Annotated in this window: 15 protein-coding genes and 4 pseudogenes; 12 read left to right on the forward strand and 7 right to left on the reverse strand. The window is 66.0% G+C overall.

The features are described 5' to 3' along the window. Nucleotides 1-57 precede the first annotated feature (57 nt). The 4 genes and pseudogenes from ACLLJJ_RS40780 to ACLLJJ_RS40795 form a co-directional block, all read left to right on the forward strand. Nucleotides 58-906, forward strand: coding sequence for a DUF4097 family beta strand repeat-containing protein (locus ACLLJJ_RS40780; RefSeq protein ID WP_434599862.1), 849 nt, complete (start codon nucleotides 58-60; stop codon nucleotides 904-906). Between the two features lie 59 nt (nucleotides 907-965). Further along, nucleotides 966-1,967, forward strand: coding sequence for an ATP-binding cassette domain-containing protein (locus ACLLJJ_RS40785; RefSeq protein ID WP_434599863.1), 1,002 nt, complete (start codon nucleotides 966-968; stop codon nucleotides 1,965-1,967). Next, nucleotides 1,964-2,755, forward strand: coding sequence for an ABC transporter permease (locus ACLLJJ_RS40790; protein WP_434599864.1), 792 nt, complete (start codon nucleotides 1,964-1,966; stop codon nucleotides 2,753-2,755). The genes ACLLJJ_RS40785 and ACLLJJ_RS40790 overlap by 4 nt, the downstream gene beginning before the upstream one ends. A gap of 613 nt (nucleotides 2,756-3,368) precedes the next feature. Beyond that, nucleotides 3,369-4,370: pseudogene (locus ACLLJJ_RS40795) on the forward strand (IS256 family transposase); the annotation flags it as partial. A gap of 7 nt (nucleotides 4,371-4,377) precedes the next feature. On the opposite strand, the gene ACLLJJ_RS40800 reads toward ACLLJJ_RS40795, so the two are convergent. Then, nucleotides 4,378-6,420, reverse strand: a complete 2,043-nt coding sequence (locus tag ACLLJJ_RS40800) for a recombinase family protein (RefSeq protein ID WP_434597914.1) — start codon at nucleotides 6,418-6,420, stop codon at nucleotides 4,378-4,380. 130 nt (nucleotides 6,421-6,550) lie between these two features. After that, nucleotides 6,551-6,958, reverse strand: a complete 408-nt coding sequence (locus tag ACLLJJ_RS40805) for a DUF5372 family protein (RefSeq protein WP_434599865.1) — start codon at nucleotides 6,956-6,958, stop codon at nucleotides 6,551-6,553. Between ACLLJJ_RS40805 and ACLLJJ_RS40810 the strand changes: the two are divergent. After that, nucleotides 6,852-7,145, forward strand: a pseudogene (locus ACLLJJ_RS40810) (transposase); the annotation flags it as partial. The gene ACLLJJ_RS40805 and the pseudogene ACLLJJ_RS40810 overlap by 107 nt on opposite strands. 187 nt (nucleotides 7,146-7,332) lie before the next feature. On the opposite strand, the gene ACLLJJ_RS40815 reads toward ACLLJJ_RS40810, so the two are convergent. Together ACLLJJ_RS40815 and ACLLJJ_RS40820 are read right to left on the reverse strand one after the other, a co-directional pair. Then, nucleotides 7,333-7,719 (reverse strand): hypothetical protein, encoded by a 387-nt coding sequence (locus tag ACLLJJ_RS40815; protein ID WP_434599866.1) that lies wholly within the window; start codon nucleotides 7,717-7,719, stop codon nucleotides 7,333-7,335. Further along, the gene (locus ACLLJJ_RS40820; protein WP_434599867.1) at nucleotides 7,716-8,972 is read right to left on the reverse strand and encodes an IS4 family transposase; all 1,257 of its coding nucleotides are present in this window, start codon (nucleotides 8,970-8,972) and stop codon (nucleotides 7,716-7,718) included. Before ACLLJJ_RS40820 ends, ACLLJJ_RS40815 begins: the two co-directional genes overlap by 4 nt. A 196-nt stretch (nucleotides 8,973-9,168) precedes the next feature. Between ACLLJJ_RS40820 and ACLLJJ_RS40825 the strand changes: the two genes are divergently transcribed. The 7 genes and pseudogenes from ACLLJJ_RS40825 to ACLLJJ_RS40855 form a co-directional block, all read left to right on the forward strand. After that, nucleotides 9,169-9,471 carry a transposase gene (locus ACLLJJ_RS40825; RefSeq protein WP_434600668.1) on the forward strand — a complete coding sequence of 101 codons (303 nt, stop codon included), beginning with the start codon at nucleotides 9,169-9,171 and terminating at the stop codon, nucleotides 9,469-9,471. After that, on the forward strand, nucleotides 9,471-9,935 hold the full coding sequence (locus ACLLJJ_RS40830) for an IS3 family transposase (protein ID WP_434599868.1): 465 nt from the start codon (nucleotides 9,471-9,473) through the stop codon (nucleotides 9,933-9,935). The genes ACLLJJ_RS40825 and ACLLJJ_RS40830 overlap by 1 nt, the downstream gene beginning before the upstream one ends. Further along, the gene (locus tag ACLLJJ_RS40835) at nucleotides 9,932-10,234 is read left to right on the forward strand and encodes a DDE-type integrase/transposase/recombinase (RefSeq protein WP_434599869.1); all 303 of its coding nucleotides are present in this window, start codon (nucleotides 9,932-9,934) and stop codon (nucleotides 10,232-10,234) included. Before ACLLJJ_RS40830 ends, ACLLJJ_RS40835 begins: the two co-directional genes overlap by 4 nt. Then, a pseudogene (locus ACLLJJ_RS40840) lies at nucleotides 10,200-10,745 on the forward strand (transposase); the annotation flags it as partial. The gene ACLLJJ_RS40835 and the pseudogene ACLLJJ_RS40840, both read left to right, overlap by 35 nt. A 35-nt stretch (nucleotides 10,746-10,780) precedes the next feature. Continuing rightward, complete coding sequence (locus tag ACLLJJ_RS40845; RefSeq protein WP_434599870.1) at nucleotides 10,781-11,029, forward strand: hypothetical protein; 249 nt, start codon at nucleotides 10,781-10,783, stop codon at nucleotides 11,027-11,029. A gap of 709 nt (nucleotides 11,030-11,738) precedes the next feature. Beyond that, the gene (locus ACLLJJ_RS40850) at nucleotides 11,739-13,121 is read left to right on the forward strand and encodes a helix-turn-helix transcriptional regulator (protein WP_434599871.1); all 1,383 of its coding nucleotides are present in this window, start codon (nucleotides 11,739-11,741) and stop codon (nucleotides 13,119-13,121) included. A 10-nt stretch (nucleotides 13,122-13,131) separates the two neighbouring features. Next, a pseudogene (locus ACLLJJ_RS40855) lies at nucleotides 13,132-13,436 on the forward strand (IS6 family transposase); the annotation flags it as partial. Nucleotides 13,437-13,503: 67 nt separating this feature from the next. Here ACLLJJ_RS40855 and ACLLJJ_RS40860 read toward each other — a convergent pair. From ACLLJJ_RS40860 to ACLLJJ_RS40870, 3 genes are read right to left on the reverse strand one after another with little or no spacing between them, the layout of a single operon-like run. Continuing rightward, the gene (locus ACLLJJ_RS40860) at nucleotides 13,504-14,181 is read right to left on the reverse strand and encodes an SGNH/GDSL hydrolase family protein (protein ID WP_434599872.1); all 678 of its coding nucleotides are present in this window, start codon (nucleotides 14,179-14,181) and stop codon (nucleotides 13,504-13,506) included. Nucleotides 14,182-14,219: 38 nt separating this feature from the next. Next, entirely contained in the window at nucleotides 14,220-14,900 is a 681-nt protein-coding gene (locus ACLLJJ_RS40865) for a MerR family transcriptional regulator (RefSeq protein WP_434599873.1), read from the reverse strand. An 11-nt stretch (nucleotides 14,901-14,911) separates the two neighbouring features. Continuing rightward, nucleotides 14,912-15,712: an AfsR/SARP family transcriptional regulator gene (locus tag ACLLJJ_RS40870; protein ID WP_434599874.1), complete on the reverse strand. Its 801-nt coding sequence runs from the start codon at nucleotides 15,710-15,712 to the stop codon at nucleotides 14,912-14,914. Between the last annotated feature and the right edge of the window lie 180 nt (nucleotides 15,713-15,892).

Raw genomic sequence — 15,892 nt, forward strand, 5'->3', positions numbered from 1 at the left:
CTCACACCACGTCCCACCAGCAGGGACGCCATGAATAGCCAAGAGGACGGGACAGCCATGCCTTCTTTCGACACTCCGCAGCCGATCTCGGTCAACGCCCACGTGGACGCGGGATCCATCCAGTTCGCCGCGGCCGACCGCGCCGACACCGTCGTGAACGTAGCTCCCAGCGACCCGAAGAAGGACAAGGACGTGCGGGCTGCCGAGCAGACCGAGGTCACGTACGAGGGCGGTGTCCTGACCGTCAGGACACCCAAGCCGCGCTATCGCGTCGTCGGGCCCACCAGCGCCGTCAATGTGACCGTCGAATTGCCCGCCGGATCGTGCGTCGACGTGACCGGCTCCTGGACGCAGGTGCTCGGTGAGGGCCGACTCGGCGAGGTCCATGTGAAGACCTCGGGCGGTGACGTCCGCCTCGACGCGACCGGGCCGCTCCAGCTGACCGCTTCCCACGGCTCGATCATCGTCGACCGGATCGAGGGCGCGGCCGAGATCACCACCAGCTCCGGCAGTCTGCGCGTCGGGACCGTCGACGGTCCCGCCGTCCTGAGGAACACGCACGGCGCCACGACCGTCGGCACCGTGACCGGAGATCTGCGGGTGAGCGGCGCCAACGGCGACATCAGTATCGAGCGCGCCGGAAGCTCGGTCGCCGCCACCACTGCCAACGGGGCGCTGCGCGTCGCCGAAGTCGCCCGTGGCGCCGTCCAGTTGGAGACCTCCAACGGCTCCATCGACGTGGGTATCCGCGAGGGCACCGCCGCCTGGCTCGACGTCAGTTCCAGCCGAGGGCAAGTACGTAACGCGCTCGACGCCTCCGAGAGCCCGGAGAAGTCGGAGGACACCGTCGAGGTCCGCGCCCGCACCCGCTGGGGCAACATCGATGTCCGCCGCGCCCGCGCCTGAGCGTCCACCTTTCACTCCATTCCAGTCACTCCGTTCCAGCCTTCGATTGGGAGGGCACCATGCCTTCATCTGTCATGCCCACATCAGGTTCCGGTGACGGTCGGGAGCGGCCGGCCGCTGTCTCCGCCGTCGGTCTGCGCAAGTCCTACGGTGACAAGCTCGTCCTGGACGGGATCGATCTGCGGATCCCGTCCGGCACCGTCTTCGCACTCCTGGGCCCCAACGGCGCGGGCAAGACCACCGCCGTGAAGATCCTCTCCACCCTCGTCACCGCCGACGGCGGGCAGGCCCAGGTCGCCGGCCACGACATCGCCACCTCACCCGACGCGGTACGCGCCGCGATCGGCGTGACCGGCCAGTTCTCCGCCGTCGACGGCCTGATCACCGGCGAGGAGAACATGCTCCTCATGGCGGACCTGCACCACCTGCCCCGCGGCGACGGCAAACGCGCCGCCGCCGAACTCCTGGAGCGCTTCGACCTCCTGGACGCGGCGAAGAAGCCCGCCGCCACCTACTCCGGCGGCATGAAACGCCGCCTCGACCTCGCCATGACCCTGGTGGGAAACCCACGGATCATTTTCCTGGACGAGCCCACCACCGGCCTCGACCCACGCTCCCGCCACAACATGTGGCAGATCATCCGCGAACTTGTCACCAACGGCACCACCGTCTTCCTCACCACCCAGTACCTGCAGGAAGCCGACCAGCTCGCCGACCGCATCGCCGTACTCAACGACGGCAAAATCGCCGCCGAGGGCACCGCCGAAGAACTGAAACGGCTCATCCCCGGCGGCCACGTACGCCTGCGATTCACCGAACCACAGGCCTACGAACACGCTGCGGGCGCCCTGCGCGAAGTGACCCGGGACAACGAATCACTGTCCCTGAACATCCCCAGCGACGGCAGTCAGCGCCAGCTGCGCACCATCCTCGATCACCTCGACTCAGCCGGCATCGCAGCGGACGAGCTGACCGTGCACACCCCCGACCTCGACGACGTCTTCTTCGCCCTGACCACCGCCACCCAACTCCCCACCCAGCCCAAGGAGAACGTCCGATGAGCACTCTGCCCCTCGCCGCACGTGACACCAGCACGATGCTCCGCCGCAACCTCCTGCACGCCCGCCGCTACCCCTCCCTCACCCTGAACCTGCTCCTCACCCCGATCATGCTCCTGCTGCTCTTCGTCTACATCTTCGGAGACGTCATGAGCGCCGGCATCGGCGGCGGCGGCGCCAACCGCGCCGAGTACATCGCCTACATCGTCCCCGGCCTGCTCCTGATGACCGTCGGCAGCACCGTCGTGGGCACCGCCGTCTCCGTCTCCAACGACATGACCGAAGGCATCATCGCCCGCTTCCGCACCATGGCCATCCACCGCGGCTCCGTCATCACCGGACACGTCATCAGCAGCGTCCTGCAATCCGTCATGAGCGTCGTCCTGGTCGCCGCCGTCGCCGTCGCCATCGGCTTCCGTTCCACCGATGCCGGCGTCCTGGAATGGCTCGCCGCGTTCGGACTGCTCGTACTCTTCGCCACCGCACTCACCTGGATCGCCGTCGGCATGGGCCTCATCAGCCCCAGCGCCGAAGCCGCCAGCAACAACGCCATGCCCATGATTCTGCTCCCCCTCCTCTCCAGCGCCTTCATCCCCATCAACACCATGCCGGGCTGGTTTCAGCCCATCGCCGAATACCAGCCCTTCACCCCTGCCATCGAAACCCTGCGCGGCCTGCTCCTCGGCACCGAGATCGGCAACAACGGATGGCTCACCATCGCCTGGTGCCTGGGCCTGACAGTCCTCGGATACCGCTGGTCGACCTCAAAGTTCAACCAGGACTCGAAGTAACCGCGACTCCAAGCAACCACCACAAGCGCGCGGGCCACCCCCCGCAACTCCGGCAAACGCAGGGCGGCGTACCCCGACACCACGTCGGCGTACGCCGCCCTGCCGCTGCGTCAAACAGCTACCGCACTCTCGCCGCGCACGACGAACCCACCGCCAGACAGGAGACCTGCTGTAACGCAGGCCAGTGAATGCCGCAGCCATGCCATCCCCCGCGCCACCCCAAGCAGTTCCTCGGCCTGCTGGAACCATTCCTCGCCCCGGTGGGTCCGACTGTCGATTTTTGTGCGGGCAGCTCGTGAACCCTGTGACTCGCAACTGCCCGCGCTGCTACGGCTTTCACGCTTCCCCGCGGAGGGTGTGCTGTGTCCGATGCGTGCGCCGGACACAGCACAACAGCAGGTGGAGGCGCGGGCGCGCCCGTTTCTAGCTGCCGCAGACGCAGCCCGCAGCTGCCGGCACGGCCGCGGCGGCCCCGTCGTTCTCGCAACAGCAGGCGTCACTGTCCAGAGCGGGGCTCTTACCCATCTGGTCGGCGTCGGCCTTGACGACGTAGACCTCCCACGGCGGGTCTGTACGGTGACTGGTGTAACTCCCGAGCTGGAAGCGACAGTTGATGACTGACGTGGCGAGTGACATCGAGGCCGGGGAGGCCGCCGTGAATCCGTCGAGTGCCGTGGATGACGGGCTGGTCGCCGAGCTGGTGGCCCGGGCTCAGGCCGGCGGGGTGAGACTGACCGGGGAGGGCGGCCTGCTGGCCGAGCTGACCCGGCGGGTCCTGGAATCGGCCCTGGAGGGTGAACTCACCGACCACCTGGGCCATGAGCCCGGGGAGCGGGCCGAGGGCGGCCGGGAGAACTACCGCAACGGACACCGGTCCAAGACGGTGACGACCGAGGCCGGGCCGGTGGAGATCACGGTGCCGCGGGACCGGGCCGGGACGTTCGAGCCGCAGCTGGTCAAGAAGCGGCAGCGGCGCCTGGGCGGGGTCGACGAGATGGTCCTGTCCTTGTCCGCGAAGGGGCTGACGCACGGGGAGATCTCCGCGCACCTGGCCGAGGTCTACGGAACCGAGATCTCCAAGTCCACGATCTCCACGATCACCGACAGCGTCATGGCCGGCATGGCCGAATGGCAGAACCGGCCGCTGGACCGCGTCTACCCGGTCGTCTTCATCGACTGCGTGAACGTGAAGGTCAGGGACGGCTCTGTCGCCAACCGCCCGGTTTACATGGCCCTGGCGGTGACCGCCGAGGGTCATCGCGACATCCTCGGCCTGTGGATTGGGGACGGCGGTGAGGGCGCGAAGTACTGGCTGCAGGTCCTCACCGAGATCAAGAACCGTGGCGCGGACGATGTGCTGATGCTGGTCTGCGACGGTCTGACCGGGCTGCCTGACGCGGTGAATACCGTCTGGCCTGCAACGATCGTTCAAACCTGTGTCGTCCACCTGCTGCGGAACAGCTTCCGCTACGCGGGCCGCGAGGACTGGGAGAAGATTGCGAAGGCGCTCAAGCCGGTCTACACCGCGCCGACCGAGGACGCGGCCCTGGAACGGTTCCTGGAGTTCGGCGAGGCCTGGGGCAAGAAGTACCCGGCGATCATCCGCCTCTGGGAAGTCGGCTTCATACTGCCTGCCCTGTCTCGTAGTTGGGGTTTGTGCGCGTGAGGTGCGAAGAGGTCTGGACGCGGGTGCGCCAGTACGCCTCGGTCTCGTCGTTCCACGGGATGCACCAGCGGCGGTGACGTCCCTGGCGGGCGGTCATCTCGCCGCTGCGGAGCCAGGGATAGATCGCGGACTCGTGGATGTGCAGGATGCGGGCGACCTGCGGCACCGTGATCTCTCCAGGTTCGGTGGGGTCGTTGCGTTTGGAGCCGATCGCGTGCTGCTGGCGGATGTGCCGGATCGAGGCGACGGTGAAGGGACGGGACTTGCCGGTGGTGAAGCCGAGTGTGTTGAGGTGTTCGGCGATGGCAGCGTCGCTGCAGGTGTCCAGCAGTTCGCGGACGATCAGCACGGCGGCCGTCGGGTTGCGGTTGGTGCGCCGGTCACAGGCGATCTCGTCGGTCGCGCCGGTGTGCCAGCGGACGCCGATGTGTGCGCGAGCGTCGTCGACATGTCGCACGGTGACATCCGCGATCAGGGTCCTCAGCAGGCGCTTTCGGTCTCTGGCCGTGGTGGTCGGCGCGTCCCACAAGGCCGGTAGGTCGTGGGCGAGTTGTTGCAGGCTGCCAGGTTCGGGCACGGCCGGCTCGGCTGCGATCAGGTCCGCCAGTGCGGTCTCGGCCTGGGCGAGGACGGTGAGTTTCGCCTCCCATCGGGTTTCCAGTGACCGGGCGACCATCCGGTTCTCCGGCTCGACCTGAGCGAAGGAGCGCTCGGCACGGTCGGCTTCGTAACGGGCGCGTTCGACAGCGAGTTCGGCGGCCCGGTGGGAGCGCTGGTGACGGTGGTGGACCTGGTCGGCGGCGGCCAGGGCGAGCTGGACGTGCTCGGGGGTCAGCGCGTCCAGCAGCAGCCCTGCGACCTGCGGGTCGACGGCCGCGGCGGCGATGGTGTGACAGCCGGGGGCGAGGACTGCGTCGCTGCGGGCCCGGGTGCACACGTAGTCCGCGGTGTTGTCCGCGCGCCGGTAACTGGTGTTCATCGGGAAGCCGCACGAGCCGCAGAAGATGATGCCCTGGCACAGCGGCGGGCCCTCGCGCGGCGGCCGGGCTCCGGTGTTGGTGCAGTTCGCGGCCAGCTTCGCCTCGATCTGCAGATAGCGCGGCCAGGAGATATACCCCTCGTGATGCTCGGTGATCAGGACTGGCCACTGGTCACGGGGGCGGCCGGTGACCGACGTGGTCACCGTGCCGTCGGGCCGGACGCGACGCACGCTCCTGTCACGACCATAGGCGTAGGCACCGGCATAAGCGGGGTTCTTCAGTACGGCGACGGCCCGGCCATGGGTGAGCCGTCCCCAGCCCAGGCGCCCCTCCCAGACACCGGTATCCCGGCGCGGGAAGCGCCGCCCGGCAAACGCCCGCACCACACCGAGAGCGGAACCATGCTGGTCGAAGAGGGAGAACACGTCGGCGACCGCTGTTCGTACTTCCTCGTCCGGGTCGATGACGATGTGTCCGTCACTGTCGTGGAGCAGGCCGACGGGCAGCGGCAGACGCAGGTCACCGCGCTCGGCGGCGGCCTTGCGGGCTCCCTGCAAGCGTCCCGCCAGGATGTGCAGTTCGGCCTCGCTCATCGTGGACTTCAGGCCGAGCACCAGACGATCGTTGAAATCTCCCAGGTCATAGACACCATCGCTGTCGATCAGGAGGGTGTCGGTGAGCCGGGCGAACTCCAGGAGCCGGCCGAACTCGGCCGAGGACCGGGCCAGCCGGGACACCTCCAGGCCAAGCACAGCCCCGACCTCGCCGAGGCAGACCCGGGCCACCAGCTGCTGGAAGCCGACCCGGGTGCCGGAAAACCGGCCCGAGGTCCCCAAGTCCGCATCCACGACGGTGATATCGCAGGCGGCCCATCCCAGCTCCCGAGCCCGGTCGGCCAGCGCGTACTGACGGGCCGTCGACTCGGTGTTCTCCCTGACCTGCAGCAGCGTCGACTGCCGCACATAGATCAACGCCAGCCTCGACCGGTGCGAGGCAGTGATCTTCTGACTCCCGCTCATCCCTGCTCGCCTCCCCGCGCAGAGCAGACTCGATCATGTTCGCGACCAGCAGCGCAGCAACCCGGTTCCAGTCCTCGGCATGCGTCACCGCCCGTCACCTCCACTCGGGCGACTGCAAGCGGGCCGCCCCTCATGACGTTCCTCCGCCGCTCGGCTCGCCGCAACGGCTCATCAGGGCATTCACCAGGGCAGACAGCGCGCAGAGCCCCTCGATCGCGAGCCGGTTCTCACTCGCGACTGGAGCGCGATCCGTCCACGCCTGCGGCAACGTCACCGTCATGCCGTCACCGGCCGTGCAGATGAAGACCAGCTGCCCCGAACGGCGCACCGTCCGGCACACGCGCACCCGGCGCCCCGACCACGGATGGAACGGGTGAGTGACGGTCAACGAATCCACAGAATCAACACGATCAGGGGCACTATGCGCTGCCCTCTGGGAGAACGCCTGGGCCGAGTTCGTTCCCTTCCTCCAGTTCGATGTGGAGATCCGGAAAATCGTGTGCACGACCAACGCGATCGAGAGCGTCAACGCCCGCATCCGCAAGGCGGTAAGAGCTCGCGGCCATTTCCCCAACGATCAAGCCGCCCTGAAATGTGTGTACTTGGCGGTGATGAGCCTGGACCCCACCGGCGCAGGACGCAAGCGGTGGACCATGCGGTGGAAGGCCGCACTCCAGGCCTTCGACATCGCCTTCGACGGCCGGCTCACCGCCGGACGCCGCTAAAGAAATCCGAACGAGTTCCACCGTTCGCTACACAGACCCGTGGCCTCCCGTTCGCGACAGGCTGCGTGCGATCGCAGCCAAGACAACCGCCTGATCCGGGGTGGCATTTTTACCGACCTTCGGGGCCCCTCACTGGAGCAGGAATCGGGCCCTGACCCCAAGGCCGGGTATTTAACGTTTTCGCAGGTCACGCAAGGGAGTTGATGGGCGTTGGTGTAGCGGCTGTGTAGATGCCGAGCCCGGTCTTTGTGATGTGGCCGTCTTTGCTCCAGCGGGAGAGTTGTCTGTACATGGTGCCGAGGGTGATGTCGCCGAGGTGCTGTGCGAGTTCGTGGGTGCTCCAGCGGCGCTGGGGGTGGCTCTGGAGGAGGTGCAGGACCCGTTCCCGGCGGCTGTGCGGGGAGCGGTGGGCGTGCCTGTCGTCTCGTGAGACGTCGGGCAGGAGGCGCTCTTCGGCTGTGGGCGCGAGGACGGTGATGTCGAGGTCAGTGATGGTGCGGCTGCTGTCGGGTCTGCCGTCGTCAAGGCGAACGCCGTAGCGGCAGGTCGGCGATTTCACCTTCCGGGTGCTCACCCGCTGTCGCCTCGGCGGAAGCAGGGCTGCCAGTACCCGGCGTCCGATGAGACCGACCGGCTCGGCGGCCGTGGTGACGACGTCGGCGGCCTGGACGACTTGGTCACGGGCGGTCTGGAGGGCGATGGTGAACCCGCAGCGGTCCGGTCGGTGCCCGAGACGGACTCGGCGGCATCGACCATGACCGTCCGGAGTACTTGGTAGAGCGTCAGCAGGGACCACATCTCCTGCTCGATGCCGACCGGGTCGCCCGAGCGCAGCAGGCGCCCGCCCGTGATCGTGTGGCGGAGCGCGTAATACGCCGATTCGTGTTCCCAGCGCTGGTGGTAGAGCCCCGTCAGCGCGGTGGCCGGGTAGCGTCGGGCATCGGTCAAGGTGGTGACCAGCCGGTAGGAGCTGGTGAAGACGGTGCTGTCCGCGCAGGTCACCGTGATCTGCGCGTCGATGACCCGCACTTTCACGGTGCCGAGTACCGACAGGTACGAACCGTCGGCCAGGCGGGCCAGGACCGGGGTGCGCCGGTTGTTGCGGAGCCTGCCCAGGACCTGGGCGCGGGTGGCGGTCACCGCGGCGAGGAAGTCGTTCCCGTCGAACCCCTTGTCCCACAGCACCAGCATGTCCGGTCCCAGCAGATGCAGCAGCCGGCCAGCATAACTAGTCTCCCCCTCAGCGGTCGGGCCGAACACCGCACCGATCAGAGCCCGGGTGCCGGTCTCGACCAGCGTCATCAACTCCACCGTCGGATAGCCGTGATGCGCCGTCCTCCCCAGCCAGGAGCGGTTCCGCTCGGAGTCGGGGACCCTGATCGAACTGCAGCCGTCGAACGACACCGTCCGATACGGGCCGAACCGCACCCCTGGCGTCCCAAGTTGGGCCAGCGGCCCGGCCAGCACATCGAACAATGCCCGCAACGCCGCAACCCCGAGTCTCCGGCGCAGGTCACGCAATGCCTTCGCGGTCGGGAAGGCTACCGGGATCCCGGACAGGCCGGCAGTCAGCTTGTTCCAGACCAGCCGGTAGCCGACCTCGGGGAACAGGCACATCGCGAGGAGGAAGTAGACCCCGACCCTCGAGGGCAGATCACGCAGCCGCTGCTGCACGGTCTTCGTCTCCGCCACGACCGCATCGACGAGTTCGAACGGCACGATCGCCGTCAGCTCCCCAAGATGGCCGGACGCGAACCGGCCCGCGGCCACGGTGACCGTACGGGTGATGGCCGTCAGCGAAGGCGACGGGACACGATAAACAGGCAACGGAGCTCCTTGCGGGACAAGCTGTCTTGGACGACTGCCTGTACCAACGAGCTCCGTTGCTCTACATCAGCACCCGCCATCTCCCCTTGCGTGACCTGCGTAAACGTTAAATACCCGGCCTTGGCCCTGACCTCGGATCTTGGACACCGGAGACACTTGGATCTTGTTGGTCCAGGAGAACGGAGTCCCCGTGGGGATGAAGCATTGCCCCGCCGAGTTCAAGTTGGATGCGGTCGCGCTGTACCGGTCGAGGCCGGGAGCGACGATCAAGTCGGTCGCTGCCGGTCTGGGCGTCAATACCGAGACGCTGCGGAACTGGATCCGGGCCTCCGACGGCCGGAGCCCGGGCTCTCATGTGACGTCCCGGGCGGCAGGACCGGCAGCATCAGTGTCCTTGGAGGCGGAGAACGCGGCGCCGCGCAAGCAGAACGCAGAGCTGAGGCAGGAGCGGGAGATCCTGCGCAGGGCCGCGAAGTATTTCGCGGGCGAGACCAACTGATGAGCAGCCGCTTCCAGTTCGTCGCCGACCATCAGCGCCGTTACGGCGTGAAGCGGCTGTGCACCGTCCTCGGCATCGCCCGCTCCAGCTTCTACTACTGGCGTCGCACCGCTGCCGAGCGGGCTGCCCGCCAGGCGGCGGACGCCCGGCTCGCGGCCCGGATACGCCACGTCCACCGGGACTCGGACGGGGCTTACGGAGTCCCCAGGGTCACCGCCGAACTCCGCGACGGCGCCTGGCAGGCCGTGAACCACAAGCGCGTCGCCCGCGTCATGCGGGCCATCGGGCTCGCCGGAGTGCGCCTGCCCCGCAGGCACCGCACCACCTTCGCGGACCCGGCCGCGGCCAAGGCCCCGGACCTGATTGGCCGCGATTTCACCGCGACCGCGGTGAACGCGAAGTACGTCGGTGACATCACGTACTTGCCCGTCAGCGGCGCGAGCCGCTCTATCTCGCGACCGTGATCGACCTGTGCTCACGGCGCCTGGCCGGATGGGCGATCGTCGATCACATGCGCACCGAGCTCGTCATCGACGCCCTCCGGGCCTCCGAACGGACCCGCGGGAGTCTGGCCGGAGCAGTGATGCACACCGATCATGGATCGCAAGGCGGATTCAACTGGTCGTCGCAACACCTTCTGATCACGGAGGTGTGTGATGGGACTACCGAGGAAGCAGCTGCCGGAGGTGCCATCGGGTGCGCGGCGGCAGTGGGCCGCGGACGAAGCGATGCGGCCGCCGATGCGTTCACCGGGCCGGCCTGAGCCTTCGCGTGCTGTGCAACGGGAGTTCTGGCGTCTGATCGCATCTGGGATCACCTCTGTCCAGGCCGCCGAGGGGGTCGGCGGGTCGGCACCGGTCGGGATTCGATGGTTTCGACACGCTGGCGGGATGGCGCCGCTGAGTCTGGACGAGCCCTTGGGCCGCTACCTGTCGTTCGCCGAACGCGAGGAGATCGCACTGCTCAAGGCTCAGGACAAGGGCGTGCGTGAGATCGCCCGCACGATCGGGCGCGACCCGGGAACGATCTCTCGCGAGCTGCGTCGTAACGCCGCGACCAGGGGCGGCAAGCCGGTCTACCGCGCTGTGGTGGCCCAGTGGAAAGCGCAGCAGGCCGCGAAACGCCCCAAGACGGCGAAGCTCGTGGACAACGACCGTTTGCGTGAGTATGTGCAGGACCGGCTCGCCGGCACGCCCGCCTCGGACAGCGATCGCCGATCGCTTACGAGAACGACTCCCAAACAACATCAACTACCCTGGCCCAGGCCGCATAGACGTGTTCAAGATCCGGGGTCAAGGCCCCCCTCGAGTTGGCCCTCGCCTTCCACCAGGCCGTCCTGGACGACCGCGACGCACTGACGGCCACCGTCTCCCGTCTGCGTGAACTGCCCCAAGGCGGGGACTACGCCTACTACGCCGACATCGCACACTTCATGGCCGACCTCCCGCTCCCCGCCGAGCACACCGCACCGCAATGGCTCGACAGCGAACACGCCACCCGCACCCGGTGGCACCAACTCGTCACGGCCCGGCGCACCTTTCTGCGCACCAGCAGGTAGACGTGTGTGTACGTGAGCTCGCACCCCGACATCCGGTGGAAACCGAAAATCCCGATACCACGGCCTATCCACGTGAAGCCCTCCCGGCGATCCGAAAGACGGATGATCATGCCGCAGGAGAACGCATCCGCTCAACCCGATAACGCCAACCCATCGACGATGCCATCGGCTGCCTCCGCCATCGTCGAGGCGAACATCCGACGACGACACCTGAACCATGCCTGACCAGCAGAAACTCAGCGATCACATAAGGAAGGCAACGGCTTCTTAAGCAAGAGCAGCCGAGACAAATGGGAATCCACCAGGCTAAGGCAGCATAATCACTGAAGAATCGATCCTTAATACTAAGGAGACTGTCAAATATGAGACAACTTTAAGGTCATGCATTGTCAAAAATCAAAAGCAACTGGCCGGTAACTGGCAGCGTAGCGATAGGGTGATCTAAGTTTACTGTCAGTGATGGAGGTGGCGGAGGCCATCGGGCGCGCGGGAAAGCGTAGGTTGGATATCGAATGCAAGCCTTACGGCTGAAACCGCAAGAACAAACCGCGGTCTGGGCGCGCCCTTGACCGCGTGCAGCGGGGGGAGAGAAATGGAAAGATCGCAAAGCGGAGGGGCAGGTAAGACTGGAGGGGCGTCCCGCCCCGGAATACCCCGCCCCGGGTCAATGGGCGATATTCTTTACCTTATCAGTTCTCATCGATCCGAGGTGCCGTCCGCCCAGGTTCTTCGGATACTCGACAATGCCCGAATATCCTTCGTGCGGGGCGACACCAAAGCCGCCTTAGCTTCGACCGATGAAGCGCTTGAAGGCATGGAGAGTTGCGACCCGTCATATCGTGACGTCATCGCGTTTCGATTATTCCTAGAATCCATGATCAGCGTGGATTCAGAACGGGGGATAGCTGAACTAGGTGAAGAGTCCACTGAAAAGTGTGATGCGCTCGGAGTGGTCTCTTTATGCATCGAGTCGGATAAACAGTGGCATTCCGGGGGCCTGATGCGGGGGCTGTCGCTGAATCGATCCGCCATCGAGAATTCTCATGACGTGGCCCCGATGTGGCGTGTCTATGCTGATATGCTACTCGCAAAGAAACTCAGCGACATACATATATCCCTCCAAGCGAACCGTGTCATTCGTGATATGGAAAGCTTAATTGACAGATCCGGCCTTCTCGTGTTCGGTTCCCTGTCTGAAGCGCTGCGCTCAGTGCTTCATCTTCAAGCGGGACACTTCGAAAAAGCGACGGATTCGGCCGCGACAGCCGTACGCATAAGCGTCGAACAGGCCTCGGCTGTCGGTGTAAAGCTCGCCCTTTCAGTCGAGGCGATCGCCCATCTGGGACGTGGCGAGTGGGATCGAGCGTCCGAGGCCCTGAAGTCGTTCCACGCGAAAACCAACTATTACGCCCTGCCTGACTCTGTCGCACGAGCCGCCTTCGCAGAAATCGCCCTGGTCGCCGCATCAGAAGGACCGCGTGCGGCCACCGAACAGATACATGCGAAATGGCATCTACTCAGCACCGACTCGGCGTGCTTCATTGAGGATCCCGCGCGGCCGACGTGGCTGATCAGCGTCGCTCGGAGAGCCGGCGACATCGCCCTCGCCCAACGCTGCCTCCGGGCGATCGAACGGCTGGCGAACCGTAACCCCGGTTTCACTCTGTTGGACAGCGCTGCGGAAAGCGCACGGACCGCCCTAACGGGCGAGAAGCCGGAGCTATCGTCGATCCTGGACTTCGGCGCGGGTCGCCAACGTAATGCCGCGTCACCAGGTGCCTCTTCCCAAACGCCAGCATCAGAAGCTCAGCGCCGCGACCGACCTGCACCGCGTTCCCCGCAACCGATCGATGCAGTCTCCGCAGCGCCGCATGAATCGAGCCGGATGGCCTCACTTAGCATACGGGAGATCGAGATCGCGCGACTCGTGAGCCGTGGTATGACGAACCAACAGGTGGCGAAGCAGCTCGAGCTCTCTCCGCACACCGTGAATTTCCATCTCCGCAACATCTACCGAAAGCTCTCGATCTCAACGCGCGTCAAACTCGGGCCCATCATCGCCCAGTCCGAGCGGGGACAACGGGGCTCCTAGGACAAACCCCAACAAGCTGCGCTCCTGCGGCGTTGCCCATCGTGAGGGCATGCCCTCCGTCGAGCGCGCTCACAAGGCCTCATGAACAACCGCACCGAGAACTTCCACCAGCCCACCAGACAACGCGAACGCGCCATGGAGGGCTTCCGCGACGCCAGGGCGGGGCACCGGTTCCGGGGTGATTCAGCCATCTCATCCACTTCAAACCACAGCGCCAGCTGATGAGTCACCCCGAACTGCCGCACTGAGTTGACCATCCGCTTCGCGATCTGGAAGCAAATCACCGGTGTCACCGAACTGACCACGGCGGCTTGATTGAGGACCGAGACTGTCCCCGGGCATGCCGTGACACACTCTTCGACATCCCCACCCTCGTCAACGATTACGCCGACGTGGCCCGGCTCAGCACGTGGCTCAGGCCCTTGACCATCTCCGTCGCCATCACCGCCTGCCCCGAGGTTGAGAAGTGGATGCGGTCCTCGCTCAACAGATCTTCCCGCGCGTTGATGGGGTGGTTCCACATGTCCACGACGAGGGCATCGTATTCGGTGGCCAAGCCACGGATGATGTCGTTGATCTTGGTGACCCGCTCGTTCCAGTCTGGGAAGACGGGAATGACATACGCCTTGCCCAGGGTGAACGTCGTCAGCTGGGCCCCAGTGGCCGACGCCAATTTGTACATGCGTCGTAGCTTTTGCAAGATCTCGTCGAAGTCCGGTGCGCGCCGTACGAGGTCATTCGCACCGCACGGCAGGTGCAGCAGGTCCGGTTCGAACTCCGACACTCGGGCGATCTGCTTCTCGAGGGTCTGCGCCGTCGTCGCTCCGTCCTCTGCCGTGTTCAGGTACTCCAGATCCGGTCGTACGCGACGAAGGATGTCCGCGAGCCTGTCGGGCCACCCCTTGTCCGTATAGCCGGGGCTGGGGTCCCCGGTGCCCGCCGACAGGCTGTCTCCGATCACGGCGAATCGATGCCACGGGGCATCGAAGAGCAGCGCGGCTGCATCCAGCGGCTGCAAGCAGAACGGATCGGACTCCTCGGTGATGTGCGTCGAATTCATGGATAAAGAATACGGTCGATCGTATGTAAAAACAAGGGTCATCCATCCGCGCGGAGCCCGCGGTCCAGGGCCATAGAAAGTTCGGCCTGGACTACGGTCTTGGCAAGAGGGCGTAGGCGCGCCAAGTCCGCGTCTGCGGCGTGGGCTCGGATGGTCGTCGTGAAGATGTCGACCATCGCTTCCGCGTGGCGGCGAATACGGGCCGCAGAGTCCAGGACCGCTGCCAGAGGCACACCTGTTCGGACCAGGGAGGCGGAGGCCTCGAGCAGTCGGCGGCTGATGTGCACGACCACGTCACCCTCGGTGCGGATGTAACCGAGGCCAAGAGCGGTGGCAAGGTTGGCTGCGGTGGCCTCGCCCTCAAAGTGGTCTGCCAACTCCTCCGGCGCGAGGCGGACCGGATTCTCCTCGGTGGGCCGGCCCAGGCCGAGGAGTTCGCCGACGTCACGGCCCGACTCGAAGGCCTTGGTCAGATCCGCGATGGTGTTCAGGGTGTGGCCGCGCTCCAGCAGGGCGATGACGGTGCGCAGGCGGGCCAGGTGGTGGTCGTCGTACCAGGCGATGCGGCCCTCGCGGCGGGGCGGCGGCAGCAGTTTGCGCTCGCGGTAGAAGCGCAGGGTGCGCACGGTGATGCCCGCCTTGCCTGCCAGTTCATCTGCCCGGTACTCGACCGGGGCCGCCGTCCGGCCGCAGTCGGCGGCCCCGCCGTCGCGTCGCACTCGGCGATCCATTAGGCCTGCGCGCCGATCACGAAGCGCTCCCGGTGTCTCCTGACCGAGGGGATCGTGTAGCGGGTGGCGGGGTCGGAGGTTGCCCGGAGCTCGGTGCCGGGCCTGATGCCCAGTTCGTGGCTCAGCACCGTCTCCGCGTTGTTGTAGGCCTCGATCGCCTCTGCGTGTCGGCCCATGCGCTGGAGGGCGATGATGTGCCGTGCGCGCATCGGTTCGTTCAACGGGTCCTCGGCAATGAACTTCCTGGCATGGAGGACCACCTTCTGGTTGTGGTCGAGCGCCAGCCATGCGTCGATCAGTGTGTCCCGTGCCGCGGCGCGCCACCGGTGCAGTTCGTCCGCCGCTGTGGCGATCAGCGGCCCTTCGAGGGCATCGATCAGGGCGTCTCCCTGCCATAGGGACAGGGCGTCCTCCAGGATGGTCGCGACGACCGAGGGGGTTCTCGGGGCCAGGTTCAGCGCGTGTTCCACCAGCCGCACGAACCGGTTGGCGTCCACCGCGTCCCGCTCGATGTTGAGCCGGTAGCTGGAGTTGACCGTCTCCAGCAGGTCGGCGCTCCCGCCGTTGTGGTGCAGCCAGCGGCGCAGCCGGGCGACATGGGCGTGTACGGCGTTGATGGCGTCACCCGTGGTCCGGATGAGGTCCAGTTCCTCGATCAGCTCGTCGCGGCGGACTTCGCTTTCGGCGCGGAGCGCGAGAACGGCGAGAATGCTTCGTAACTTCGCCCCGCTCAGCATCCTTTCGGTATTCTTGAGAACGATCCGCTGCGGCCCCAAAATGTATATTTCAGCGACGGTCACCGTTCTTCTCCCCCTACTGTAAAGATCAGCGTTGACGCTTTCTTTTGCGCTTTCTTTTGGAATCGCCAAATGATGGCCGAGTGAGATCCTAATTCGTACACATGTCGCATGTGCAGCCCCACGTTCAGGTAGGGTCCATCGGCGCTACCCCCTGTTCGAGTAGGAGGCCTACTCGAACAG

This window comes from Streptomyces sp. A5-4 (genome assembly GCF_051131715.1).
In the GTDB taxonomy this organism is placed as follows: domain Bacteria; phylum Actinomycetota; class Actinomycetes; order Streptomycetales; family Streptomycetaceae; genus Streptomyces.

Excerpts from the sequence above, each read along its gene's own strand:
- ACLLJJ_RS40860 (WP_434599872.1), bottom strand. The coding sequence starts at position 14,181 with ATGAATTCGACGCACATCACCGAGGAGTCCGATCCGTTCTGCTTGCAG.
- ACLLJJ_RS40800 (WP_434597914.1), bottom strand. The coding sequence starts at position 6,420 with ATGAGCGGGAGTCAGAAGATCACTGCCTCGCACCGGTCGAGGCTGGCG.
- ACLLJJ_RS40780 (WP_434599862.1), top strand. The coding sequence starts at position 58 with ATGCCTTCTTTCGACACTCCGCAGCCGATCTCGGTCAACGCCCACGTG.
- ACLLJJ_RS40825 (WP_434600668.1), top strand. The coding sequence starts at position 9,169 with ATGAAGCATTGCCCCGCCGAGTTCAAGTTGGATGCGGTCGCGCTGTAC.
- ACLLJJ_RS40790 (WP_434599864.1), top strand. The coding sequence starts at position 1,964 with ATGAGCACTCTGCCCCTCGCCGCACGTGACACCAGCACGATGCTCCGC.
- ACLLJJ_RS40785 (WP_434599863.1), top strand. The coding sequence starts at position 966 with ATGCCTTCATCTGTCATGCCCACATCAGGTTCCGGTGACGGTCGGGAG.
- ACLLJJ_RS40805 (WP_434599865.1), bottom strand. The coding sequence starts at position 6,958 with ATGCGGGCGTTGACGCTCTCGATCGCGTTGGTCGTGCACACGATTTTC.
- ACLLJJ_RS40830 (WP_434599868.1), top strand. The coding sequence starts at position 9,471 with ATGAGCAGCCGCTTCCAGTTCGTCGCCGACCATCAGCGCCGTTACGGC.